The sequence below is a fragment of the Amycolatopsis roodepoortensis genome, assembly GCF_014873915.1.
Lineage (GTDB): Bacteria > Actinomycetota > Actinomycetes > Mycobacteriales > Pseudonocardiaceae > Amycolatopsis > Amycolatopsis roodepoortensis.
On the sequence record NZ_JADBEJ010000005.1, the window covers coordinates 2,687,641 to 2,710,418 of the forward strand.

The 22,778-nt window shown below is 67.9% G+C and carries 25 protein-coding genes, 1 tRNA gene and 1 pseudogene; 13 read left to right on the top strand and 14 right to left on the bottom strand.

Annotation, left to right across the window (positions count from 1 at the left end; translation table 11 throughout):
• Positions 1-2 precede the first annotated feature (2 nt).
• From H4W30_RS31925 to H4W30_RS31940, 4 genes are all read left to right on the top strand, one after another.
• The gene (locus H4W30_RS31925; protein ID WP_192746164.1) at positions 3-467 is read left to right on the top strand and encodes a VOC family protein; all 465 of its coding nucleotides are present in this window, start codon (positions 3-5) and stop codon (positions 465-467) included.
• Positions 464-1,078 (top strand): hypothetical protein, encoded by a 615-nt coding sequence (locus tag H4W30_RS31930; RefSeq protein ID WP_192746165.1) that lies wholly within the window; start codon positions 464-466, stop codon positions 1,076-1,078. The genes H4W30_RS31925 and H4W30_RS31930 overlap by 4 nt, the downstream gene beginning before the upstream one ends.
• A gap of 107 nt (positions 1,079-1,185) precedes the next feature.
• Positions 1,186-1,491 carry a CPCC family cysteine-rich protein gene (locus H4W30_RS44790; RefSeq protein WP_192746166.1) on the top strand — a complete coding sequence of 102 codons (306 nt, stop codon included), beginning with the start codon at positions 1,186-1,188 and terminating at the stop codon, positions 1,489-1,491.
• 123 nt (positions 1,492-1,614) lie between these two features.
• Complete coding sequence (locus H4W30_RS31940; RefSeq protein WP_192746167.1) at positions 1,615-2,088, top strand: hypothetical protein; 474 nt, start codon at positions 1,615-1,617, stop codon at positions 2,086-2,088.
• Here H4W30_RS31940 and H4W30_RS31945 read toward each other — a convergent pair.
• Positions 2,085-2,918, bottom strand: a complete 834-nt coding sequence (locus H4W30_RS31945; RefSeq protein WP_192746168.1) for a hypothetical protein — start codon at positions 2,916-2,918, stop codon at positions 2,085-2,087. The two genes, H4W30_RS31940 and H4W30_RS31945, sit on opposite strands and share 4 nt — an antisense overlap.
• Positions 2,919-3,014: 96 nt before the next feature.
• On the opposite strand from H4W30_RS31945, the gene H4W30_RS31950 reads away from it, so the two are divergent.
• The 3 genes from H4W30_RS31950 to H4W30_RS31960 all read left to right on the top strand — a co-directional run bounded on the left by H4W30_RS31950 (position 3,015) and on the right by H4W30_RS31960 (position 5,798).
• Complete coding sequence (locus tag H4W30_RS31950) at positions 3,015-3,425, top strand: DUF6228 family protein (protein WP_192746169.1); 411 nt, start codon at positions 3,015-3,017, stop codon at positions 3,423-3,425.
• 362 nt (positions 3,426-3,787) lie between these two features.
• Positions 3,788-5,197 (top strand): M20/M25/M40 family metallo-hydrolase, encoded by a 1,410-nt coding sequence (locus H4W30_RS31955; RefSeq protein ID WP_192746170.1) that lies wholly within the window; start codon positions 3,788-3,790, stop codon positions 5,195-5,197.
• Between the two features lie 7 nt (positions 5,198-5,204).
• The gene (locus H4W30_RS31960) at positions 5,205-5,798 is read left to right on the top strand and encodes a maleylpyruvate isomerase mycothiol-dependent enzyme family protein (protein WP_192746171.1); all 594 of its coding nucleotides are present in this window, start codon (positions 5,205-5,207) and stop codon (positions 5,796-5,798) included.
• Here H4W30_RS31960 and H4W30_RS31965 read toward each other — a convergent pair.
• Positions 5,785-6,489, bottom strand: a complete 705-nt coding sequence (locus tag H4W30_RS31965) for a class I SAM-dependent methyltransferase (RefSeq protein WP_192746172.1) — start codon at positions 6,487-6,489, stop codon at positions 5,785-5,787. The genes H4W30_RS31960 and H4W30_RS31965 overlap by 14 nt on opposite strands.
• Positions 6,490-6,664: 175 nt before the next feature.
• Between H4W30_RS31965 and H4W30_RS31970 the strand changes: the two genes are divergently transcribed.
• Both H4W30_RS31970 and H4W30_RS31975 read left to right on the top strand, forming a co-directional pair.
• Positions 6,665-6,919: a hypothetical protein gene (locus tag H4W30_RS31970; protein WP_192746894.1), complete on the top strand. Its 255-nt coding sequence runs from the start codon at positions 6,665-6,667 to the stop codon at positions 6,917-6,919.
• 45 nt (positions 6,920-6,964) lie between these two features.
• Positions 6,965-7,759, top strand: coding sequence for a hypothetical protein (locus H4W30_RS31975; RefSeq protein ID WP_192746173.1), 795 nt, complete (start codon positions 6,965-6,967; stop codon positions 7,757-7,759).
• Positions 7,760-7,790: 31 nt separating this feature from the next.
• Here H4W30_RS31975 and H4W30_RS31980 read toward each other — a convergent pair whose 3' ends face one another.
• The 7 genes from H4W30_RS31980 to H4W30_RS32010 all read right to left on the bottom strand — a co-directional run bounded on the left by H4W30_RS31980 (position 7,791) and on the right by H4W30_RS32010 (position 16,686).
• Complete coding sequence (locus H4W30_RS31980; RefSeq protein ID WP_192746174.1) at positions 7,791-8,888, bottom strand: peptidase inhibitor family I36 protein; 1,098 nt, start codon at positions 8,886-8,888, stop codon at positions 7,791-7,793.
• 130 nt (positions 8,889-9,018) lie between these two features.
• On the bottom strand, positions 9,019-9,615 hold the full coding sequence (locus tag H4W30_RS31985) for a hypothetical protein (RefSeq protein ID WP_192746175.1): 597 nt from the start codon (positions 9,613-9,615) through the stop codon (positions 9,019-9,021).
• Positions 9,612-11,237, bottom strand: coding sequence for a VWA domain-containing protein (locus tag H4W30_RS31990; protein WP_192746176.1), 1,626 nt, complete (start codon positions 11,235-11,237; stop codon positions 9,612-9,614). The genes H4W30_RS31985 and H4W30_RS31990 overlap by 4 nt, the downstream gene beginning before the upstream one ends.
• Entirely contained in the window at positions 11,234-12,388 is a 1,155-nt protein-coding gene (locus H4W30_RS31995) for a toxic anion resistance protein (protein ID WP_192746177.1), read from the bottom strand. The genes H4W30_RS31990 and H4W30_RS31995 overlap by 4 nt, the downstream gene beginning before the upstream one ends.
• Positions 12,388-13,476: a hypothetical protein gene (locus H4W30_RS32000; protein WP_192746178.1), complete on the bottom strand. Its 1,089-nt coding sequence runs from the start codon at positions 13,474-13,476 to the stop codon at positions 12,388-12,390. Before H4W30_RS32000 ends, H4W30_RS31995 begins: the two co-directional genes overlap by 1 nt.
• Positions 13,477-13,615: 139 nt before the next feature.
• Positions 13,616-15,037, bottom strand: a complete 1,422-nt coding sequence (locus H4W30_RS32005; protein WP_192746179.1) for an ATP-binding protein — start codon at positions 15,035-15,037, stop codon at positions 13,616-13,618.
• A complete protein-coding gene (locus H4W30_RS32010) occupies positions 15,034-16,686 on the bottom strand; it encodes an FAD-dependent oxidoreductase (protein ID WP_192746180.1) in 1,653 nt (550 codons plus the stop codon). The genes H4W30_RS32005 and H4W30_RS32010 overlap by 4 nt, the downstream gene beginning before the upstream one ends.
• Before the next feature lie 25 nt (positions 16,687-16,711).
• Here H4W30_RS32010 and H4W30_RS32015 point away from each other — a divergent pair, with 25 nt between their 5' ends.
• Entirely contained in the window at positions 16,712-17,428 is a 717-nt protein-coding gene (locus tag H4W30_RS32015; protein WP_192746181.1) for a hypothetical protein, read from the top strand.
• On the opposite strand, the gene H4W30_RS32020 is transcribed toward H4W30_RS32015, so the two are convergent.
• Positions 17,415-17,969, bottom strand: a complete 555-nt coding sequence (locus tag H4W30_RS32020; RefSeq protein WP_192746182.1) for an HdeD family acid-resistance protein — start codon at positions 17,967-17,969, stop codon at positions 17,415-17,417. The genes H4W30_RS32015 and H4W30_RS32020 overlap by 14 nt on opposite strands.
• A gap of 699 nt (positions 17,970-18,668) precedes the next feature.
• Between H4W30_RS32020 and H4W30_RS32025 the strand changes: the two genes are divergently transcribed.
• Both H4W30_RS32025 and H4W30_RS43905 read left to right on the top strand, forming a co-directional pair.
• Positions 18,669-18,741: transfer RNA gene (locus H4W30_RS32025), tRNA-Ala, on the top strand.
• Between the two features lie 250 nt (positions 18,742-18,991).
• Entirely contained in the window at positions 18,992-19,246 is a 255-nt protein-coding gene (locus tag H4W30_RS43905; RefSeq protein WP_051171979.1) for a hypothetical protein, read from the top strand.
• A gap of 378 nt (positions 19,247-19,624) precedes the next feature.
• Here the strand turns inward: H4W30_RS43905 and H4W30_RS43910 are convergent.
• The 4 genes and pseudogenes from H4W30_RS43910 to H4W30_RS32045 form a co-directional block, all read right to left on the bottom strand.
• Positions 19,625-20,485, bottom strand: a pseudogene (locus H4W30_RS43910) (recombinase family protein); the annotation flags it as partial.
• Between the two features lie 115 nt (positions 20,486-20,600).
• Positions 20,601-20,873, bottom strand: coding sequence for a recombinase family protein (locus H4W30_RS32035; protein ID WP_043830785.1), 273 nt, complete (start codon positions 20,871-20,873; stop codon positions 20,601-20,603).
• A 71-nt stretch (positions 20,874-20,944) separates the two neighbouring features.
• Positions 20,945-21,451 (bottom strand): recombinase family protein, encoded by a 507-nt coding sequence (locus H4W30_RS32040; RefSeq protein WP_076153521.1) that lies wholly within the window; start codon positions 21,449-21,451, stop codon positions 20,945-20,947.
• 79 nt (positions 21,452-21,530) lie between these two features.
• Positions 21,531-21,710 (bottom strand): hypothetical protein, encoded by a 180-nt coding sequence (locus H4W30_RS32045; RefSeq protein ID WP_043830790.1) that lies wholly within the window; start codon positions 21,708-21,710, stop codon positions 21,531-21,533.
• Between the two features lie 786 nt (positions 21,711-22,496).
• On the opposite strand from H4W30_RS32045, the gene H4W30_RS32050 reads away from it, so the two are divergent.
• Positions 22,497-22,775, top strand: a complete 279-nt coding sequence (locus H4W30_RS32050; RefSeq protein ID WP_043830792.1) for a helix-turn-helix domain-containing protein — start codon at positions 22,497-22,499, stop codon at positions 22,773-22,775.
• Positions 22,776-22,778 lie beyond the last annotated feature (3 nt).

Here is a 22,778-nt window from a genome sequence, read left to right on the forward strand (position 1 = left end):
GGGTGAACGCCTTCTACCACCTGTGCTTCGTCGTTCGAGATATCGGGCAGGCGACCGAAGACCTCACCCGCACTCTCGGCGTGACCTGGAGTCCGGTCCGTGCGGGTACCCTCGGGGACTGGGACTACGAGATCGTGTTCTCGACCGGCGGGCCACCGTTCTTCGAGGTGATCCAAGGACCCGCCGGCAGCCCGTGGGATGCCACTGACGGGTCTCGCTTCGACCACATCGGCTACTGGTCCGAGGACGTCACGACCGACAAGCAGCGCCTGGCGGATCGGGGCGCGCCGATCGAGTTCGACTCCTGCCCCTACGGCCGTTCCTTCACCTACCACCGGCTCGACAGCATCGGGGCCAGGATCGAACTGGTCGATCTCGCGGTCCAGCCGGGATTTCGCGACGCCTGGGCCCCGGGCGCAGGGGCGATGCCGCCGCTCGAGTTCGACGACCCGGCCGCCGGTCCATGAAACCGCCGGACGAGGTCGACGATCCGCGCGCGCGTTTCGAGGCAGGGCTGAGCGGACTCCGGGGTCGCCGGATCTTGGCGGTGGACTACTGGGATGTCCATAATTTCGCCTCCGAACCCGCGGAGTGGGACTACGGAAACTGGCATCAGGCTGTCATGGGCGTCGGGCTCGACACCGATGCGGGGCCGGCGACGATCACCTGGACCGACACCTTCTACAGCTACGGTGTCGAGGTTCTCGACGGCCGGATCGAAGACCACCTCAGCACAGGCGACGAGGGTCCGGAACGCGTCGGGCCCGACGTCGGGTCCGCGGGCCCGTGGGACCGATACCTGCGGACGCCGATTCGTGGGACCGCCGCTCATTGGGAGCGAGTGGAACTGGGCCCGAGCCGACGAGCCGACGGCACTGTCGTCGAGCCCGCGAGCGCCGTGGACGTGCCGCTGGCACTGCGCCTCGACTTCGCCGCCGGATCGGTGTGGTTCGTCGCCGCCATGCCGCAGCCGCCGGACTGGCAGCGCGTGTTCGTCGGAGGCGACGAGATCATGGTCGTCTTCTCGCCCGAGCGAATGCGCGACATGGGCTTCGGAGACGCCACATTCCGGCAATAGTTCAGGTGGACCTGGACAGCAGGTCCTTCCGGCCGAACGACTCGTCACGAGTGGTCGCGAAGATGCATCCTTGTCACGTGTCCGATGATCGATCCGAAGGGACCGGCATGCCAAGCCGGCCCAGGCACTCCGGCGACTGGTTCCAGGCGTACACGAGACACAGGAACGTCTTCGCCTCACCCGACGGAGGGCCATACACCTGTCCCTGCTGCGGCCACGCGACCCTCGGTGAGCGAGGCGGATACGAAATCTGCGAAGAATGCGGCTGGGAAGACGACGGGCAGGACGACCACGACAGCGCCACCGTCCGCGGCGGGCCGAACGGGCGGCTCAGCCTCGACGCCGCACGAACCCGATACGTCGCCGACGGCGGCATGAGGCGACCTCACGTGCCGCCTCACCAACCCACCTGACCTCATGCCGCTGTGCTTTCCACTTCGAGATGTCGGACAGCGACTGCCCACTTGTTCCCAACCGGCCACCCCCGTGTCGTTGCCGCTCTGCTCGCCCCGGGCCCGGCCGGTACTGTCGGCTGCATGGACACCTCGGCCTTCGAACTGATCTTCGGTGATGGAGGCATCAGGGCGCGGCTGGACTGGCGACGGGTCCATGACGAGTGCGTCGTCGAAGAGCGGTACAGCCGCTCGCGTAAGGAACTCGGCGAGCTGTGCACCGTGTGGTACGCGGACGAGTCCGGACGCGACACCGGCTACGCCCACCAAGGCGCCCGCCCCTTGCGGGTGTCGGAAGTCGCGATCACCGAAGCGTCATGGCCGCGCGCCCGTGCGTCCATGATCGCCACCCTACGACGGGAGTTCGGCCGCGCGGGCAGGCCCGTGCAGCTGGCACTTCCGGGTTACCGGGCCGGCGACGAGGTGGTGCTCCTCGATGGCAACCATCGCGCGGCGGCGGCGTACCTTGCCGACGTCGATACCCGGCTGCTGCTCTATATTCTTTGTGGCCCAACGGATTCAGGCATGCTACCCGATCTCAGGCACTACTCGCGCTAGGCCGCTTCCTCTTCATCACGCCGTTCCACGTCGGGGTACTTGGCCTCCGCCTCGCGCATGGCGAAGTCGAACGCCAGGTTGCGCAGCGCCTCGGCCTGCTCGGTCTTGCGCAGGCGCCGCACGGCGTTCATGATCACGAGACTGATGAGCACCGCTCCCGGTACGGCGATGATCTTGATCGCGATCGGCGTTCCCGACAGCACGGTCGCGTCGACGGCGAGAAGAAGCACGGGCATGATGGTCGACACCAGGATGTTGATCTCGGCCTCGGTGTTGTCGACGCTCAGCGCGGGCGCGCGCCCGCGCAGCCACAGCTTGCTGTAGGTGAACAGGTGCAAGGACGCGTTCGCCTGATGTCCGCCGCCCGCGGGCAGACTGCGATCGAGGGAGTCGTTCCGGCCCTGCTCGCCGGAATCGAGATGCCGCAGGATCGGGTGCAGCCCGGTGAGACGCTCGGTGAAGTCGTCACCGAAGGTGTCGCGAATCCTGGTCCACGATGCCGCGAGCGGAGGCGCCCCCTTGCGTCGGGTGAACCGCTCCGACAGGGCGGTGAGCTTGAAGCCGACCTCCCTGGCGAGATAGCCGACCACGAAGCTGGCCGCGATCGCCACCAGGATCAGCACCACGATGCCGGCACCCTTGACCTTGGCCAGCGAGTCCAAGATGAACGCGATGTCGGACTGGCCGCGCCTGACGAGGTGCACACAGAACACGAGCAGCTCGGTCACCAGCACGGCCCCTGGAAGAAGCACGCTGGTCAGGTAGATGGCTGTGTAGAAGCTCATTCTGCTTGGCGCGGACTTGGCGACGAGTCCGCTGACAGGCTCCATGCGGCCCGACTCTAGACCGGCCGGGGTCGCCGGGACAGCACTTTTCGGGTTTCCACCGGGTTGTCGTACTCGCATCCGCGACACCATGATGCGACGGTGAACCAGACACGGATCGGCTCCGGCCACGAATATCTGCGACTGACGGCCGAGGCCGCCGACGGCGGGCCGCCACAGTCCCTGCTGGCCGAGCTGCGGCTCCGCGACCTCTCCGCGTCGGTCGAGGTCTCGCACCACTATGCGACAGGGTTCGCCGACCTCGCGGAGTTCTTCCGCCGGCATGCGGACGACTGGCGTGGCTGGGACGGAGTCCGAACCTGGGAGTCCCTCGAAGGGGAGCTGAAGATCGATGCGTCCCACCGATACGGCCACGTGCGGCTGCGGGTCACGCTCCAGAGCTTTCGGCACGACTGGGGGAACGACGGCTGGACCGCGACCGGCGACTTGACGATCGAGCCTGGAGAGGAATTGTCGCGAGCCGCCGAAGAGATCAAGACCCTGACGGGTTAGGCGGCGCGTCTGGTTCCGTAAGCTCTGACTTCACAGGGATTATGACTGTCCATAAAGGACCAAAGTTCGGGCTTCGGCACGCTTTGCCGGGTGCCGGCCCAGACCGGGGTTGCGAAAGCCACTTTCGCAACCTTCAACGTTGTGAAAGTGGCTTTCGCAACGTCGGCCGCGGCCGGGCACAGTACCGCCCTGGCGATCATGTCGCGAAAGCCACTTTCGAGACGTCTGACGTCCCGAAAGTGGCTTTCGCGACACCACTCCTCAGACCAGAGATCGGCGAAGTGTCCTTTATGGACAAAGAGCTCATCAGATCACCCTTTTGCAGGTAGACGCCCGCACACGAGGCGCGTAGGAACAGGAGAATGGCTGAGGAAAGGTCCAGACGAGTTTTCCTGTCCACCACGGCGGCGCTCTCGGCGGCCGCCCTCACCGGTGTCCCGGCCGGCGCCGAAGAACCAGACGTTCGAGGCCCGGGCGAACGCCTCTCCCCGCAACGCCCCGACGCCGAACTCCGGGCGATCCTCCGGGAGATCGACGAACATCGCATCGAAGCCACCGTACGCAGGCTCGCCGGATTCGGGACGCGGCACACGTTGTCCTCGCAGACCGATCCCGTCCGCGGGATCGGTGCCGCCCGCGACTGGATCTTCGCGGAGCTGACGAAATCCGCCGAGCGGTCGGGCGGCCGGATGACGGTCGAACTGCAGTCGTATCTCCAGCAGCCCGCCCCGCCCCGGATCCCGGTCGCCACCACGATCACCAACGTCGTCGCCACGTTGCGCGGCGCCACCACTCCCGAGCGGGTCTACGTCGTGTCGGGCCATTACGACTCCCGGTGTTCGGATCCGGTCGATGCGACGAAGGACGCTCCGGGTGCCGACGACGACGCTTCCGGTGTGGCCGTCGCGATGGAACTCGCCCGGGTGCTCGCCACCCGCCGCCCGGCGGCGACCATCGTGTTCGCGGCGGTCGCGGGCGAGGAGCAAGGCCTGTTCGGCGCGCGGCACATGGCCACGCTGTACAAGGCGGCGGGCACGAACGTGCAGGCGATGTTCACCAACGACATCGTCGGTTCGAGCAAGGCGGACGACGGCACGCGGGACCCGCGCACGATCCGCTTGTTCGCCGAAGGGGTGCCGACGTCGGAAACCCCGGCGCAGGCGGACATCCGGCGCGCGGTCGGCGGCGAGAACGATTCGCCGTCCCGTCAGCTTGCCCGGTTCGTGCGGTCGGTGGCGGAGAACGACGCGACCGGGATGACCGTCCGGGTGATCTACCGGCGCGACCGCTACCTCCGGGGCGGCGACCACATCCCGTTCCTCGAACAGGGCTATCCGGCCGCGCGGTTCACCGAACCGCACGAGGACTACGCGCACCAGCACCAGGACGTCCGGGTGGAGAACGGCAAGCGGTTCGGCGATCTGCCCGAATTCTGCGACTTCCCGTTCATCGCCAGGGTCGCGCGGGTCAACGCCGCCACGGTCTGGTCACTGGCGACCGCGCCCGGCACCCCCGAGGACGTCCGGATCCGGACGAACCAGCTGACGAACGACACGGATCTGGTGTGGCGGCGCGGGAGCGACCCGGATCTCGCCGGTTACGAGGTCGTGTGGCGGGAGACGACGGCGGACGACTGGACGCACGCGATCAAGGTCGGCGACCGGACCGAAGCTAAAGTGGATCTGTCGAAGGACAACGTGTTCTTCGGTGTGCGCGCGGTCGGGAAGAACGGCCGCCGCGGTCCGGTCGCGTTCCCGACACCCTTGAGTTGATGCCACGATGACAGTCACCCCCGGCGACCTCGACGCGGCGATCGCGAGCGTGACGGCCTGCCTGCGCGATGCGTCGGGCCGTGACTGGTCGGCGGCGCCGGGCACCGGCGAACTGAACGCCTGGCGCACCGCCGAGCATCTCGGCGACTGCCTCATCTCCTACGCCGGTCTGCTGATCGCACGGCCGTCGACACCGCGGTTCGTCTGCTTCGAAGCCGTCGCCGACCAAGCCGCGACCCCATCGGAGATGCTGGAGTTCGTCACGGTGGGCGGCGGCATCCTGAGCGCCACCCTCCGCACGGCGGCCCCGGACGTCCGCGCGTATCACCCGAGCGGCCGCGCCGACCTCGAAGGATTCGCCGGAATGGGCTGTGTCGAGGCCCTGGTCCACGGCGAGGACATGGCCCGCGGACTCGGCGTCACCCTCGATCCGCCGCGCGACGTGTGCTCGCGGGTCCTCGCGCGGATGTTCCCGGAGGTGGACGTCACCGGCGTCGATCCCTGGACGGCGTTGCTATGGGCGACCGACCGGACGGAGCTACCAGGCCGTCCGTCACGGGCCGGCTGGCAGTGGCGCGGCGCGCCGCTCAGCGAGGCCTGAAAGCCACCACGGCGGCCTGGACACCGTCCCGCCAGACCACGGCGGGCTCCTCGACCGGGCCGGCACCCAGGGCACGCAGATGCCACGCGGCAGGCGGATGCCATTCGGCCGACGGCGCATCGCCGAACAACCGGGCCCGTTCCACCACCGCCGGGCCGAGCACCGGATCCGCCGCGGCCTGCTCCCACCAAGCACTCCAAGGAGTTCCGCCGTCGTCACTCGTGGACACCACCGCGCCGGCGTCCGGCATGTCGTCCACGTTGGCCACGAATCCGCCCGCCCGCACGAGCCCGGCGAGTTCGGCGTACAGCTCGGTCAACCGGCCGGGCGGCAGGTAGTGCAACGCCATGACCGCCAGAACGGCGTCGTAGCCGCCATCCGGCAGCCGTGTGACCCAATCCGGGTTACGCAGGTCGGCCCGGACCACCTCCACCGAGGACGGCAGGGACTCACCGGCGATCGCCAGCATCACCGGGTCCAGATCGACGAGCGTGACCTCCGCCCCGGGAAGGCGCTCGAGCAGACGGGAACAGAGCGTGCCCGTGCCGCCACCCACGTCCAGCACCCGCGGCGTCGCGCCGTCAGCTCGCGACGCGACCAGGTCGATCATCCGCTCGATCGCCCGCTCCCGCCCTGGCTGGTACCTCGCCATGAGGCGCTCCCAGCGGTCGTTCCAGTCCGCAAGTGTCATAACGGCAATGATAATCGATATCACCAAAGCAGCGTTCCGTCACCGGTCGCCTCCAAGCAGTGGGCGAGGTACGGCCAATCGGCGCAACTTGCCTGCTGAAGCGTTTGCCACAGCGGAATCCGGGAACTTTTCCGGCATGTCCAGATGGCGAACCACCAGCAGGAGCAACACCGCCGTGCGGGTCATCACCGGTATCGGCGCGCTGTTCGCTTTCATCGAGTTGCTGTACATGGTGATGGTGCTCGCGGGAGCCAACGCGGGCAACGGATTCTTCATCTTCATCCAGACACTGGCCAAACCGCTGGCGTTGTTCTGGCCGGGACTCTTCCCGGTGAGTGACCCGAATCTCGCGGTCATCCTCGACTACGGTCTGGCCGCGGCGTTCTGGGTGATCCTGGCGGGTGTGATCGCCCGTTTCGCGGCCCGCTGACCCCCTGCGGCGGCGATCGGCGTCCCGTTCGGCGACACTGGACGGATGAGCGACGGCAGATGGTTCGACCTGAACCCGCTTCCCGAGCTGTTCGGCCTGGCCGCCGCCGGGCGGGCGCTGCTGCCCAGCGTGCCCGTGACGCCGGCCGCGATCCTGAAGACCGTCACCGAACAGCTGGTCGGGCGGCGGCTGACGGCCAAGGTGGACGGGCACGACGTCGGGCTCACCCTGACGGGGCTCGACTACCAGGCCGACAGCCTCAGCCTGGCCGCGACCGGCAAGGTCGGCGACGTCCGCATCGTCGTCGAGGACGTCGACTGGCCGGAGACGCCGCTCGAACGCATCACCGTGCTGGCGTCGAACGTCCGGCTCCGCTCGCTCCCGTCCCCCGCCGCCATCCCCGAGCAGGTGAAGATGGCGATCCGGGTGGCACCGGAAGCCCTCCAGGCGCGCGTCGCCGAGGTCCGGCCGGGCATCATCGTGACCCCCGGCGACGACGGGCATTTCCACGTCCGCTGGGAAAAGCGGCCCCGCTGGGGACATCTGGCCCTTGAGTCCACTGTGGAGGAAGACGTCGTCGTCCTCCGGCCGATGGCCGTCCACATCGGACGCCGGCGGTTCGGGCCGCCGACCCGCCTCAAGCCGATCGTCCTGCCACTTCCCGAACTCCCGCAAGGCATCCGGCTCGTCGCGGTCGAGGCGCACGACGGCCACCTGGTCCTGCACACGGTGGCGGAGGAATGGCCCGAGAAGCTGTCCACCATCCCGCTCGGCGACCTGCTGGGCTGGGTGACGACGGCCGTGACCACGTTGACCCTGCCGAGACTCGGCGGCCGCTGATCGCTCGCGGCCGCCGAGCCGGATCATCGAGCTAGCTGTGCAACGGGCCCTGTGCGACGCGCACCGCGGGCGCGACGGGTTTCGCGACGGCGGTTTCCGCCTCCGCGACGGCGGAGGACCGCACGAGACCGGTCTGCTTGCCGCACACCCTCTTCTTCTCGTCCGTGGTCATCTTCTTGCCCACGGTCCTGGTCTGGCCCACGACACCGGGCGCCGGGCCCTCACCGCTGAAGTTCCAGACGTACCACTGGTGGTGGCCCCATCGGCGCTTGTCGTACCACATGTCGTACGAGCCGTAGCCCACGCGCATCACCGGGGAGCGGTCCAGACCCGCCCAATAGCCCGGATTCACCTCGATCCGGGTCTCGACGTTCTCACTGGTCTCCCAGCCCCACTCCTGGCCCCACGTGCGCTTGTAGGCGACCGTCCACTGCACGAGGAACTCGAAGCCCGCGCTCACGCTGATCTCGTTCGACACCGTGTTCTTCCCGCTGCGGGTGTCCCGCTTGCCGATCACCTGGGTGATCTTGTTGGCGCTGCAGTTGAAGACCGTGTCCACCCGGTTCCAGTCGCCGTAGAAGTCCTGGCCGCGCTGGTCGACGTGGGCGTTGCAGGTCTTGGTGGCGCGGCCGCAGTCCTTGAGCAGTTCGGCGCGGGACGGCCCGCGCGAATACACCACGGAGCTGCCCTTGTCGTTCATGTCCGACCCGTAGTTGGCGCTGTCGTTGGCGTACCACTCCTGGGTGGCGCCCTGGTATTCGGCGTGCTCGTACATCGTGATGTAGCAGTTGTGGAAGGTCTTGAACGAGGAGACCTTGTCGTTCATGGAGCCGAGGAAGCCGATGGTCTGGTTCGTTCCCTCGACGCACGGCGCCCCGGTGACGGCGACACTCGCGCCGCCGAAGTTCGCGTGTTCGTAGAGCACGCTGATCACTGTCGCGGACGCGCCGACCTCGCCGGCCGACGCCGCGGCGAGGGACTCGCCCACGCTGTCGAAGCACCGGAAAGCTCCGGTGATCGTGTCGGCGACGCAGTGCTCGTCACGTTCCGCGGCGTTCGCCGGGACGACGACGGCGAGACACATCGCCACAGCGGCCAGGAAGGCCGCCCCGAGTCTGTACTTGTGCACGTCTGAACTCCCTGGGGAAGACGGATCACCGACCATGATCGAATCGGTGTCCTGAGTTCACCACGGGAAAACCGGTTTGCCCATGCAGAATGACCGGCAGACTGTTTTCGCTTACCACTGAACGGGACTGCTAGGCCGATTCGCCGCGCTCGCGCAGATATCGCGTGTGGTCGGCCTGCTGATGGACGTCGCCCGCGTAGAACCGCTCCGCGATTCGATGCGCTTCGTTCTCCAGCAGCTCAAGTTGCGTGAGGAGTTCGTCGGAGGCGCTCGGCTCGCCACTGGCCCGGCGTTTGGCGGCGAACCACCACGGCAGATTCAGATAAGTCTCCACCGACAGCGGCAGATCGGTGCGCGCCAACCGGGTGACGGCATGCTGGACGTCCGGGTTGGCCGCCCATCGCTCCGGCCGGGAAAGCAGGTCGTCGAGCACCTCGGCGATCCGCCGTACACCGTCCACAGAGGACTCCGGCATCCGCTGCGCCCGCGCGGTCACCTTGCTCACCAACGAGTCGAGATCGGCGCGCAGCTGGCCTGCCTCGGCGACGGCGTCCACCGAGACCAGCCGGACCCGTTCGGGCGGCGCGAGCAGGGCGAACACCGCGTACAGCCCCGCGACGACGAGCGGCCACAATCCGCCGACGACACCGGTCAGGTACAGCGCGAGCCCGATCAGCCCGCCGACGCAGCCGGCGAGATTCTTCGTGGAGCCGAGATACCGGATCACTGGTACCCGCGGATTTCCTGGAACACCTTGGGCAGCACGTCGCCGCGCGCGTCGAACACGTTGCCGCCGGTGCGTTTCGCGACCTCGCCGAGTTCGGCGGAGTCGCCTTCGCCGAAGATCACGGTGAACACCGGGATCTGCCGCACCGCTTCCGGCAACGACGGGAACCTCAGCTGGAAGTCCGAGAACTTGGAGCCGTTCGCGTTCTGCCCGTCGGTCATCAGCACGATGGAGGTGAACCGATCGGGGTCGCGCGCGACCAAGGGACCCATGATGTCGTACGCGCGCTGAAGGCTGTCGTAGATCGCCGTGCCGCCGTTCGCGTCGAGGCCTTCGGCGAACCGTTTGATCTTGTCCAGGGCGGGTTGCGGATCGCCTTCCGGCACGGTGAACGTCTCCGGGGTGCCGGGAACGGTATCGAACGGCAGCATCGTGACCTCTTCGCGGCTGCGGAACCGGCGGTACCGGCCGGTCAGCGAGCCGTCGGCGCCGGTCAGCCCGATCAGCGCGGTGCGCAGCGACTCGATGCGGTCGCCCGACATGGAACCGGAGGTGTCGAGCACGTACAGCGTCCGCGACGGCCGCCGGATCTTGTCGAAGTAGGCGCCCAGCAACGCGTCGACCGCCTGCTGCGTCGCCGGGAACGGCAGCTCGACGAGGTCCTTCTGCGCGAACTGCTGTCCCAGCTGGACACCCGGGACGACCGGACGGCGCTGCGTGGTCTCCATGATGTTGCGCTGGGTGTCGGGTGTCCGCAGCCGCTCGGCGAGCTTGCGGTGCGCGTCCCGCGCGTCGGAGTTCGAGCTCTGCAACAACGTCAGCGGGTAGTCCGCGGTGACGACACCGTCGGACGGGTACACGAGCGTCAGCGGCTCCGGGAGTTTCCCGCTCGCGTTCATCGACAGCAGGACGGACTCGTAGTTGATCAGGCCGTCGACCTTCTTACCGGGATCCTGGCCGGTCGCGCGTCGTTGGTAGGCCTCGGAAAGCCAGCCGGACGAGCCCGCGGACATCGCCTGCGCGCTGAAGAATTCGGTCAGTTTCGGGGTGACGGAAGCGATCTGCTGCGCGTCGATCGCGTTGCCCGCCCCCGCGAGCGCCGACGCCACCCCGACCAGTGCCGAGAAACCGGAGTTCGACGCCGACGGATCGGTCATGCCGTAGGTGAAGGCCTTCTTCCCGGCCTGCTCGGCGATCTCGCCCCAGCCCACCGGCCTGCCGGTCCAGCCGAGCCGCTGCGCCGAGGACGCGGACAGGCCGAGCACCACCGGCGAGCTCATGATCTTCACCTGCTCGCCCAGCCGTTTCGCGGCCTCCGGAACCGCCGCCGGATAGCGGTTCGACGAGAACCAGACGGCGTCGTACTGGCCGTCGACCTTGCCGTTCGCCAGCGACTCGGTGCCCTCCAGCGTGCCGGTGAACTGGAACTTGACCTTGACCCCGGTCGCGGCCGCCTCTTGTTCCAGCAGCGGCTGCAGATCGGCGAGTTCGCTGCCCGCGAGCACTCGCAACGTGCCGGCTTCGGCCGCCCCCAGGTTCTGGGTCCCGCCTTCGCTCGAATCGCAGGAAACCAGTGACAGCGCGCAAACCGCGCTCACCGCCAAGACCGCCCAGCGTTTCACGATGCCCCCTCGGCCGTCGCCGTCTCGTGAGACCGGCGCAGATGGTCTTCGGCCCGCCGGATCTCCCCCGACAGCGCCTCCACGGTCGCCGCCATCGTCGAGACGGCCCCCGCCTTGAACTCGTCGATCGCGTCGATGCTCCGGTAGATCCGCTCGAACGACTCGCGGATCGTCTCCACCGCCACCGCGGGATCACTGCCCGCGCGCTGGATCTCGGCGCTGCGCAGTTCCAGCATTTCCGCGTTGGCCCTGATCAGCCCGTCGGTGGTGGCCTGCACGGCCTGCACCTCGTCGAGGACGTCGCGCTGACCGGCGAGCGCCCCGCTGACCAGCAGCGCGACCCGCAGCGCCGCGACCGTGGTCGACACCGCCCGCTCGATCCCGCGGATCAGCTCGTCGTTGTTGCGCCGCACCAGATCCAGCGCCAGGTAGCCCTGCGCGCTCACCGCGAGCTGGGTGAGCAGATCCTGATGCCGTTGCCGGATCGGATGCAGCGCGTCGGCGCGCAGCGACTTGGCGCGCGCCGGGTCGGTGAAGTCGAAGATCCCGGCCTGGCGTTCGACCGCGGTGTCGACGGCTTCGGCGAACGCGGCCGCTTCCGAAAGCTTGCCGAGTGTCGTCCACAGCCGCTCTCGTTCGCCCTTGAGCGCGGCGTTGTCCCGTCGTAGGACGTCCTGCCGCGCACGCAGCTCCAGTACGAGCGCGTTCACCGGCTCGTTGGCCGCGCGGTAGCGGTCCAGCGCCTTCTTCGCACTGCCCGCGACCGGGATCAGCCCCATCAGTTTGCGGCCGGTGATCGGCAGTTTCGCCGGGTCGATCTCCGCCACGGTCCGCCGCAGCCCGGCCAAGCTCACCGCCGCCTGTTGTTGCGGTGACCCGATTTCCGCCAGAGCCCGCGCCGAGCGATCCAGGAGCGCGCCCGCGACGGTCGCAGCGGCCCGCATGTCGGACTCTCCGACTGCGAGCAGTTCGTCCAGGACGCGGGTGAACTCCGGCGACCGGACGTCGAGCGCTTCGAGGCGGCGGGCGAAATCCTCCGCGCGCTTCGCGACCTCGGCGTGGACCTCCGGCGCGAGGGTGACCAGGCCGGCGGCCCGCTCGGCCGGGATCGCCTCCACCGGTTCGGGTGGAGTGAGCGTGAAATCGTCCATCAGTACTGCTTCTTCACGGCGTCGAGCAGACGCTCCAGCGTTTCGAACGACGGCGGCTCGACGGCGTCCACCAGATCCGCGGGCACCGGCGCCTTGGCCGCGGCGACCACGTCGGCGAACAAGCGCGGGTCCCCGGTGCGGAAGCCGAAGGTGGCGGCGAGTTTCCCCAGCTCCGGATCGGTCGCCAGCAGCCTGCCCACCTGGTCGCCGTTCGGTTTCAGGGGCACGAGCGTGTGCTTCGAGTACACCGTCGGCGCCGTGTAGAGCAGGCGCATGTCCGGCCGGATCGAACCGTCGGCGCGGACCAGCCGGTCGACGAACTGCGATTCGTAGATCAGCGCCATCGGCGTCTTGCCCATACCCGCGGCGAGGTAGTCCTCGAACGGGCCTTCGGTGCTGTTCTGCGTGTAGCCCTGGTCGATGAACAGCTTCGACACTGCGGGCAGCACCTTCGTCTCGGCCTCCGGCGTGCTGACCACGTTGTTGCCGTTGGCGACGAAGGACACGATCGACAGGTACATCGCCGCCGAGTTCGATTCGCGCGGGTCCGTGGTCGTGACCAGCACGTTCTTGCGGGCGGGGAACGCGGTGTTGCCGGGAAGCTGGTCCCAGCGCGTTCCCTTCTGCGCGAGTTCGAGGTACTTCGCGATGTCGAGTACCTGGTAGTCGCCGGCGCCCTTGCGCACGATCCCGTTGGCGCTCAGGAGGTTCACGATCGGCTCGAAGGTCGCGACCGCCATCGGCGACTGGAACGGCGTGTGCACGCCGGTCACCTTGTGGTCGCGCTGGATCCGCTGCGCCGCCGGCGACGAGGAGGGGAACGCGAACTCGTATTTCCCGAGGTCCATACTCGCGATCTGCCGCGAACCGGCGGTGTCGGCCTCGACCTTCAGCCCGTGCTTGGCGAACGCGTCCGCCACCCGCTTGTCGGAGAAGAAGGCCAGCTTCTCCGAACCGATGACGCCGCGCACCGTGGTCAGATCCGTACCCTGCGCGGTGCTCTCGTCACCGTCCGGGCCCCAGACGATCACCGCGACCACGGCCAGCAGCAGCACCACGGCCAAGCCGATCGACAGACGGCGTTTCACCGGCCCACCCCCTCGTTCACGGGCTCGATCTTTCAGCCCGTTCGACTCTTTTGACGCGCGGGCGAGCCATTTCGAAGTGAACGATCGATGAACGGAAGAAGTCGTCAGTTTCTGGCGAAACGTTGGGGTAGAAGGAAAATCAGATCACGGACTGCTCCGAGACCGGAAGGCACACGGTGAACCGCGTGGCACCGGGCGCCGAGTCGACCCGGAGGTCGCCCTGATGCCGTTCGACGACGATGCGCCAGGAGATGTCCAGGCCGAGCCCGGTCCCCTGCCCCACCGGCTTCGTGGTGAAGAACGGTTCGAAGATCCGCTGCCGCACCTCCGCCGGGATACCGGGCCCGGTGTCGCCGATCTCGACGTGCACGTGATCGTCCACTCTGGACGTCCGCAGGGTCAGCGTGCCCTCGGCCCCCATGGCGCCGAGCGCGTTGTCGATGATGTTCGTCCACACCTGGTTCAGCTCGCCCGCGTACGCCGGGATCCTCGGCACCGCGTGGTCGTATTCCTTCACGACCTGGATCCCCGGCCCGATCTTCCCGGCGAGCATGACGAGGGTGGAGTCGAGTCCTTCGTGGACGTCGATCCACTGGTGCGGCGCGCGGTCCATCTGGGAGTACTGCTTGGCCTTGCCGACCAGCACCGAGATCCGGGTCGTCGAATCCTCGATCTCGCCCATCAGCATCTCGGTCTCGAGCGCGTACGCCAGCCAGCGGACGGCGCCGTCGAGGAAGGTCTCGCCGACCGAGTCGAGCAGCCGGTCCAGATCGGGCACGGTCAGGCCCGCGCGGACGTAGATGTCGGCGAGGTCCCAGCCCTGGTCGATCCCGTGGCCGTCGAACCAGTCGCCGATCTCGTCCTCGCGGTCGGCCTGCTGCATCGCGGTCAGCTTCGGGGCCGAGGCGACCTGTTTGACCAGCTGCTCTTGGATGTCCAGCAGCTGCTCCAGCAATGTCGGGTCGACGTTCTTCTTCGCCAGCATCGCGAGCTTGTGCCGCATCCCGGCGACCCGCTCCCGCAGCGCCGCCGTCGCGCGGACGGCGGCGGCCGCCGGGTTGTTGAGTTCGTGCGTGAGCCCGGCGGAAAGCTCGCCGAGCGCCAGGAGCCGGCGCCGCGAACCGATCACGGTGTCGCTGTTGCGCCAGCCGAGGTACATGCCCTCCAGCAGATGCGTCGCCATCGGGAACCAGCGGCGGAACTCGGTGGCGAACTCGGCCGCGGGCAGGGTCAGGAAGGTGAGGTCGCTGACCGCGTGCACCGAAGCGCCGTAGGTGTGTTCGGTCTCCTGGTGCACGAAGAACTGCGTCGCCCCGCAGTAGGCGCCGCGCTGATCGGACCGGATCGTCTCGACCTCGGTGCCGCCGACGAGCCGCGTCATCCGCAGCGCGCCCGACAGCAGGAGATAGAAGCAGGTGGCCGGTTCACCTTCGCGGATGACCGTCTCGCCGCCGGTGTAGTGCTCCAGCACGGCGTGCTCGTCGATCCAGTCGAGCTGTTCCTCGCTGAGGTGCTCGAAGAGGAAGAGCCCGCGCAGTTCCTCCCTGGGCAGAACGCTCATTGCTCCTCCAAGTACCGGTGGACCAGGGTGACCGCCATGGCGCCTTCGCCGACGGCCGACGCGACACGCTTCACCGACGCCGCACGGACGTCACCGGCCACGAACACGCCCGGAATGGACGACTCCAGGTAGTGCGGGTCGCGGTCCAGCGGCCAGCCGGGCGGCGGGCTGCCTTCGGTGAGCAGATCGGGGCCGGTCCGCACGAAACCGTGGTCGTCACGCTGGATCTCCGTGCCGAGCCAGTCGGTGCGCGGGGCGGCGCCGATGAAGATGAAGAGGTGCCCGGTGGGCACGGTCTCGGTCGCGCCGTTTTCGCACAGGGTCAGCCGCTCGAGATGATCGTCGCCGTGCGCCTCGACCACCGTGGTCCGGGTGCGGACGTGGATGTTCGGTATCCCCGCGATCTGCTCGATCAGGTAATGCGACATCGACGCTTCGAGCGACTGGCCGCGGACGAGGATGGTGACGTCGGCGGCGTGCTTGGAGAAGAACACCGCCGCCTGGCCCGCCGAATTCGCGCCGCCGACGATGTAGACGTGCTCGCCCTTGCACTCGGGCGCTTCCGTCGCGGCCGAGCCGTAGTACACGCCGCGGCCGGCGAGCTCGGCGACGCCCGGAGCCTCCAGCGCCCGGTAGGTGACGCCGCTGGCCAGCACCACCGAATGCGCCGAGATCTCGGTCCCGTCGCCGAACATGACCACGCGCGCGGAGCCGCGAGCCTCCAGGCCGACGACGTCGCGGGCGGTGAGCACCTCGGCGCCGAACTTGAGCGCCTGACGCCGCGCGCGGTCAGTGAGCTGCGCGCCGGAAACGCCGTCCGGGAAACCGAGGTAGTTCTCGATGCGGGAGCTCGTACCCGCCTGTCCACCGGTCGCCTTGCGCTCGACGATGACGGTGCGCAGGCCCTCCGACGCGCCGTACACGGCCGCCCCGAGCCCGGCGGGGCCGCCGCCGATCACGATCAGGTCGTAGAACTCCTGCGCCGGGCGCGTGGACAGGCCGACGGCGTCGGCGAGCTCCGGCCCCGACGGCTGGCGCAGCACCGTGCCGTCCGGGGTGACCAGCACCGGGATGTCCTGCGGCGCCGCGTCCGCCGCCTCGAGGATCCGGCGGCCCTCGTCGTCGTCGACGGAGTACCAGCGGTACGGCACGGCGTTGCGCGCCAGGAAGTCGCGCAGGTGGAACGACGGCGAGGAGTACCGGTGGCCGATGAGCTTGATCTCGTCGACCGGCCGCTCCCCCACCGCGCGCCAGGTCTCCACCAGCGCGTCGACGACCGGATAGAGCTTCTCCTCCGGCGGGTCCCACGGCTTGAGGAGGTAGTGGTCGACGTCGACGACGTTGATCGCCTGGATCGCGGCGTCGGTGTCGGCGTAGGCGGTCAGCAGCGCGCGACGGGCGTTCGGGAACAGGTCCATCGCCTTCTCGAGGAAGACGATGCCGTCCATCTGCGGCATCCGGTAGTCGGCGAGGATCGCGGCCACGGCGTCGCCGCGCAGCTTGATCTCGCGCAGCGCTTCGAGCGCGTCGGCACCGGAATCGGCCCGGATGATCCGGTAGTCCTTTCCGTACCGTCTGCGCAGGTCGCGGGCGACCGAACGGGATACGGCGGGATCGTCGTCGACGGTCAACAGGATGGGCTGGCTCACCGGATCAGCCTATTACGTTGGGAGCGTGCTGACCGAAGCCGAAGAAGTGATCCACGCCCGTGCCGCTCTGGCGTGCGAGGCGGCCACGGCGGCGGGGCTGCCCGGCCGTTTCGAAGCCTGGCGCGAGGACGGTCTGCTCGTCGTCCTGGCCACTGCGCCGGAGTTGCGGTTCCTGCGCACGATCACCGGCGCCGACCTGCCCCGCGCCCTCCGGCTGGCGAAAGCGTCGTGCTGGGACGGCGACCCGCCGACCCTGGTGCTGCCGCCGGGCTCGATCCCCCAGGGCACCGGTCTCGTACCCGCCGGTGTCCGTCCGATCGCGACTCTTCCGCTCACCTTCGCGGCGTCGGACGCGGATATCGACGACTCACCCGACCTCGACGTCTTCCTCCGCGTCCTGCTCGATGGGTACGAAAGCGACGACGTCGTGACGGCGTTCATCGCCGCCGAACACGCCGACCCGCGGGTCCGCCGGTCGCTGCTGTTCGAAGACGGGGTGCCGATCTCCGCCGCGGCCCTGAGTTCGCACGGGCCCGGGGTCCTCCTCGGCGGCTCGGCCACGCCACGGGAGCATCGCGGCAAAGGCGCGCAGGCGCGGCTGCTCCTGCACGGCCTGGGCGCGGCCACCCGAGAAGGCCGTCGCTTCGCCGTCGCGACCGCGGTGGAAGGCTCGCCGAGCCTGTCGAACCTGCGCCGTGCCGGAGCGCGGGTCCATCTCCGGCAAGCTTTCAGGCTTGGGTGAGCTTCCTCAGCCGGAAGGCCAGCACGAGCAGCATCACGCCGTACAGCAGGGCGTAGATCCCGACCAGCAGCGCGATCCCGTACGCGCCGGCGATCGGGTTGAACACGATCACGATTCCCGCGATCAGCGAAAGCGCGCCCGCCGCGATGAGGAACGCCTCACCCTCGATCTGTTTGCGCAGCCGGATCGCCGCGACGATCTCCATGATGCCGGTGAAGATCGCCCAGAAACCGACCAGCAGCGCCAGCACGAGCACCGTGATCCCCGGCCAGATCAGGACCAGGACACCGGCGATGATGCCGAACGCGCCGAGGACTCCGTAGGCGGCGCGATGGGCGGCGTCACCAGGCCGGAAGGCCTGCATCAGGCCGCCGATACCGTCGATGATCGCGTAGATGCCGTAAATGATCGCGAGGGCGAGGACGGTGGCGCCCGGCCAGATCAGCGCGAGAATTCCGAACAGGATGGCGAAGACCCCGCGCACGGCGGCGAGCGGCCAGGCCAGGCGGGGTTCGACGACGGTGAGACCGACGAGAGGCATTCTGCGAGTATCGGAGCGCCGGTGCGGGAGCGCGCGGCACGCCACCCGTTGGGGTGAGGCCTTTCCCGCCCGCCGGCAGGGTGTTGCGAAAGCCACTTTCGCAACGTTGATGGTTGCGAAAGTGGCTTTCGCAACCTCCTCGCGCGCACGGCCTGGTCCTGTGCCCGTCGAGGGAGACGGCGACCATGCCGCGGAACCGGGATCGCCCGCCTCGTGGCTTCGCGCCCTCCCGACGCGGAAGAAGACGTCGCGCAGCGAGGCCGGGCTGGTCGCGTAATCCTGCGCCGGCCGACCTCCCTGGGCGTGGCCGGGTTCGCGGTGCTGCCGTCATCCGCGTTCAGTGTCGCCAGGCCGTAACCGTCCGAAGTCGGCGGGGACTGCCACTGTCGGGAAGGTCTGGTCGCAGGCGTAGTGCGGCCCGTGCGTCGCCTACTCCCCCGCCCGGAACCACCATCATTAGCGCCCCGACCAGCGAAAACAGGGTCACCAAGGCTGCGCTGACCCTCATCGCGGCCTTCTCCGCGTCGTTCGGGCAGGCCGAGCCGGGGCAGGCTTCGTACCCGTCCGAAAATAGAGTTCAAAGATGCAGGTCAGCGCGATTCAAGGCCGCCAGGGGTGCATAGAGTGACCCCCGCGTGAACGGCCCACACGGGCGGTGTAATGTATGGACACACGAGATGCGGAGAACAAAGCCGCTCCGGGGCTATGGCGCAGCTGGTAGCGCACCTCACTGGCAGTGAGGGGGTCAGGGGTTCGAGTCCCCTTAGCTCCACCCTAGGGGTCTTACTAGAACAAGTGCCTGAATGAAGGCCACGAAGTAGGACCGCGACGCCTGAAGGCGAGCAAGGACCACCCGCATTGCGGGTGGTCCTTTTGATTGTGCCCTCCGCGCTGGTTGCTGCGGTCCGCTGACCTTGGATGGCGTGGAGCTCGGCGAAGGGCTCACGGAGCTCACCCTCTGTGATCTTGTCGTCCTCGATGTAGAGGGTGTGGAAGATAGCTTGGTTGAGTAGGCGGCGCTGTTGGTCGTTGCAGCGTCGGTACAGCTGGTCGGGCTGTTCGAGGAGAGCAAGGCCGGCGTTGACGAGCTGGGCGCTGTCGGTGAGGTCGGCGTTGGCTGTGTGCAGGCGATCCTCCAGCCGGCGGCGCTCGCGGGCGATGTCGCGCAGCTTCTCCTTGACTTTGGTCTGCGGCAGCGTGCTGTCGGCTGCGAGGTCGATCAAGTTCTCCTCCTTGGTGTCGAGTTCCTTGAGTTGTGCGGTGATCTGCTTGCGTAGCAGGCGTGCGGACTTTTCCTGCTCGCCGAGCACGGCATCGATCTGGTCGCGCATGTCAGTGATGAACGGCTGGCTGAAGCGAATCGCGGAGTAGTGGCGCTCGACAGCGTCCTCGACGAGCGTGACGTTGACGTGGGGTGCTTGGCACAGCCCCTTTTGCCGGCCGCGGCAGAAGAAGTACAGGTACTCGGCGCCCTTCGAGTTGATGGTCCGTTGGATGATCATCCGCCGCTTGATGCCGTCGCATTGGCAGCGTCCACAGAAGAGCGATCCTTTGAGGTAGTGGTGGTGGACGCGACGGCGTTCTTGTGCCGTCATTCGCGATTCAAGGATCTCCTGAACTGTCTCGAAGAGGTCCTCGTCGATGAGCGGTTCGTGCCGCCCTTGGATTTCTTCGCCGTCGTACTCGACGTATCCGAGGTAGTAGCGATCACGCAGCATTTGCGAAATCTTGTTCTCGGACACCTTCTTGGCGGGGTGTCGCCGGGTGGCCCTGGTGCGTAGGCCGCGGTCGTAGAGCTCGTCAGCCAGCTCTTCTTGCGTGTAGTCGCCGCTGGCGAAGAGCTCAAAACCCAGCTGAACAAAGGGCGCCCGTTCGGGATCGACGATGATCGTGCGGATGACGCGGCCGTCGGAGTGGTCGATGTGGTTGAGGTAGCCGAGCTTCGCGCGTCCGAGCGTGCCGCCGTTGCGGGCTTTCTGGCCCATCTTGTAGGCGATGTCGGCACCGGACTGGCGGGATTGGTACTCGTTGAACGTGGCCAGGATGCCGTGCATCAGCTGGCCGACCGGGGTGTCGTCGATGGCCTCGGTGGCCGAGACCAGGGTGACGCCGCGCTTGCGCAGGTCTGCCATGACGATCGCGTCGTCGTAGCGGTTCCGCGCCATGCGCGAGAGTTGGTAGATGATGATGACGTCAACGTCGCCCTGGCTGCGCACCCGCGCGAGCATCTGTTGGAATGCTTCGCGTTTGGTCATCTCCATGGCTGAGCGTCCGGGCTCGACGTACTCGTCGATGACCGTGACGCCCAGGTCCCGCGCCTTGCGCAAGCACGCTTCCCGTTGGGCCGGAATGGAGATGCCTTCCGGGTTGTAGTCGGTCCGGACTTGCCCGGTCGAGGACACGCGCAGATAGATCACTGCGCGAGTGCCGTGGGCAAGGTCGTCCATTGGCGGCTGGATAGGGATGGTGACGTCCTGCTGCAGTTCATCGATGAAGTCGGCATAAGCGCTGGTCATGACACCTCCTTCTGAGGGCGGCCTGGACGGAGGACCGTGCAGCCGGCGAGTGGGTCCGGGCGGCTGGATCGCGCGCTCCCGGCGAGCGGCGAATTCGTGGCCGGGTTGCTGTTTCTCAACGGCTGCGGAACCGCGCGAGCATGCGTCGGAACAGCTGGCGTTTCGGCCGTCGCCAGAGTCGAGCGTTTGGGTCGACGTACTCGTCGATGAGCGAGAAACCCAGTTCCCGCGCCTTGCGCAGACATGCCTCACGCTGGGCCGTGACGCTGTGGTCGGTCTCGGCCCGTCCGGGCGAGGCCACGCGCGTGTAGATCACCGCGCGGGTGGTGGGCGCAGGGGCATCCGACGGCTGGAGTTCGTTGTCCGAGTTGGCGTAGGCGGTGGTCATGACACCTCGTTATGAGTCGGTCTGGATGGGGATGTTTTGGTCGGCGCAGTGGGCTCCGGCGGGATTTGCAGTTAGCCGGCGAGCGGCGATTCGTCGGCGGATTGCTGGTCGTGGCGACGCCGGTCGCGACGATCTGCGAGTGCGCCGGTCTGCTCGATCTCCGCGACGGCACTCAACACGCGTACGTGGAAGAGGCCGTGCGCGGTCTCCGTGTCGAGGGCGGGATCAGTGGCCGAGACGACCCGCACGCCTCGGGACGTTAACTCGTCGAGCACGAAGGCGAGGTGCTGTGTCTTGCGGGAAAGGCTGTACAGGTGGTTGACGACGAGCACGTCGATGACTCCGGATCGGGCTGCCGCCAATACCCGTTGCAGCCCAGGACGCTTCAGCGTGCCGCCTGATGCGTAGTCGCTGCTGCGGAGAGCGATGTGCCAACCGGGTTGGGACGCGACGTAGGTCTGCAGGTGGTCGCTTTCGCGGAGGGTGGGCCACCGCTGGTAGAGGCCGACGCGTACCGGCCGTCGAGCCCGTGGGTGTGCGGCTCGGCGGCTGCGGGGATCGCAAGTGGCAGGCGGCATTGTGGTGAACCTTCCTTTCGAGTCATTGGCGAGCGGCTTCGATCCGCTGGGTTCGTTGCGCAAGCGCGAACGCGCGACGTCATGCCGCGTCGCGGCAGTGATCGGGGTGGCTGGCGTCCGCGGTGCCTGGCTCGGCGGGCAGCGTTTGCTCGCTGGCTTCGGTCTGCGCCAGGTCTGCCGCGAGGCTGGCGACCACCCGCGCGAGCTTGCGCATGTCGGGGGGATCGCGGCGAACGCCGCGCACCACCACGTTGCGCACAGCTCTGCTCGCGCCAACGCGCCGTCGGGGTTGCCTGCTCGGCGCGCTGACGGGGCTTCCCTGCTGCTCTTGGTCGGCCGGAGCAGGAACGTCGGCGCAGTTGTTGTCGGCCTGATCGGGGTTGCGAGGTTGAGCGCACATGAGCGCCCCCTTCGTGCCCGTGAGGCCCGCGGCTGGCGGAGGTTCACGGGGCTGCTGGTCGGCGACAGGAACCGTCGACACAGCGGGCACTCCCAGCTGCCGACACCTGCGGTCGCCGATCCGCGCGAAGCGGGTTTCGCGGCGATGCGGGCACGCACCATGACGTGCGTTAAATGAGCTGGGACCGCCAAAGCTGTCACGACCAACGGGCCTCTGCTCCCCGCATGCGTCCGTGTGGGGCCGGCGCTCGTGGCCGTGCTGGACTCTTGCCGTTCGGTAGGACTGTGTGCCTTGCCGAACTGGTGCTGGGTCACCTCGTCAGCTCGGGGTGGGCGGTCGACGCGAGTCCAGAAGAGCGCTACCGGCGCTGACCGCGAACCGCGGCGCGTCGGCATGGCGATGAACGTGATGGGTGCCGAAGCACCTCCTCTCTGTTGAACCGGGGACAGATGCGCCATTCAATTAAGGTAACACCTGAATAGATCTAGTACAGCCTGTGTATCTCAAGTTCTATCTGTTCGTGGGTGTGTGTCTGCTAAACACGCCGAACGTGCGGCGGCCAGCTTCGGTCGCCGTCGGGGACACTGAGAGTCGGTTGGCGACGGCGCGAAGCGCCTCGGAGCGACGAACACGGGACGGCAGCGGGTGCAGATCGAGTGGCGGCTGCGGAAGGTCATGGCCTCCCGCGACGTCTGGACCGCGACCCAGTTGCGCGAAATCCTCATCCAGCGCGCCGGGTTCGAACTGTCTCTCCAGTCGGTTGACGTGCTGATCAAGAAGCAGCCGGTCCAGGTGAAAGTGGCGACCTTGCAGGCGCTGTGCACGACGCTGCGGTGCACGCCCAACGAGCTGTTCGGAATCGACACTCCACGCGATGTCTCGCTCGTCGAACCGGACACCACGGAGTCCCGCGGCGAGCAGTGAGCC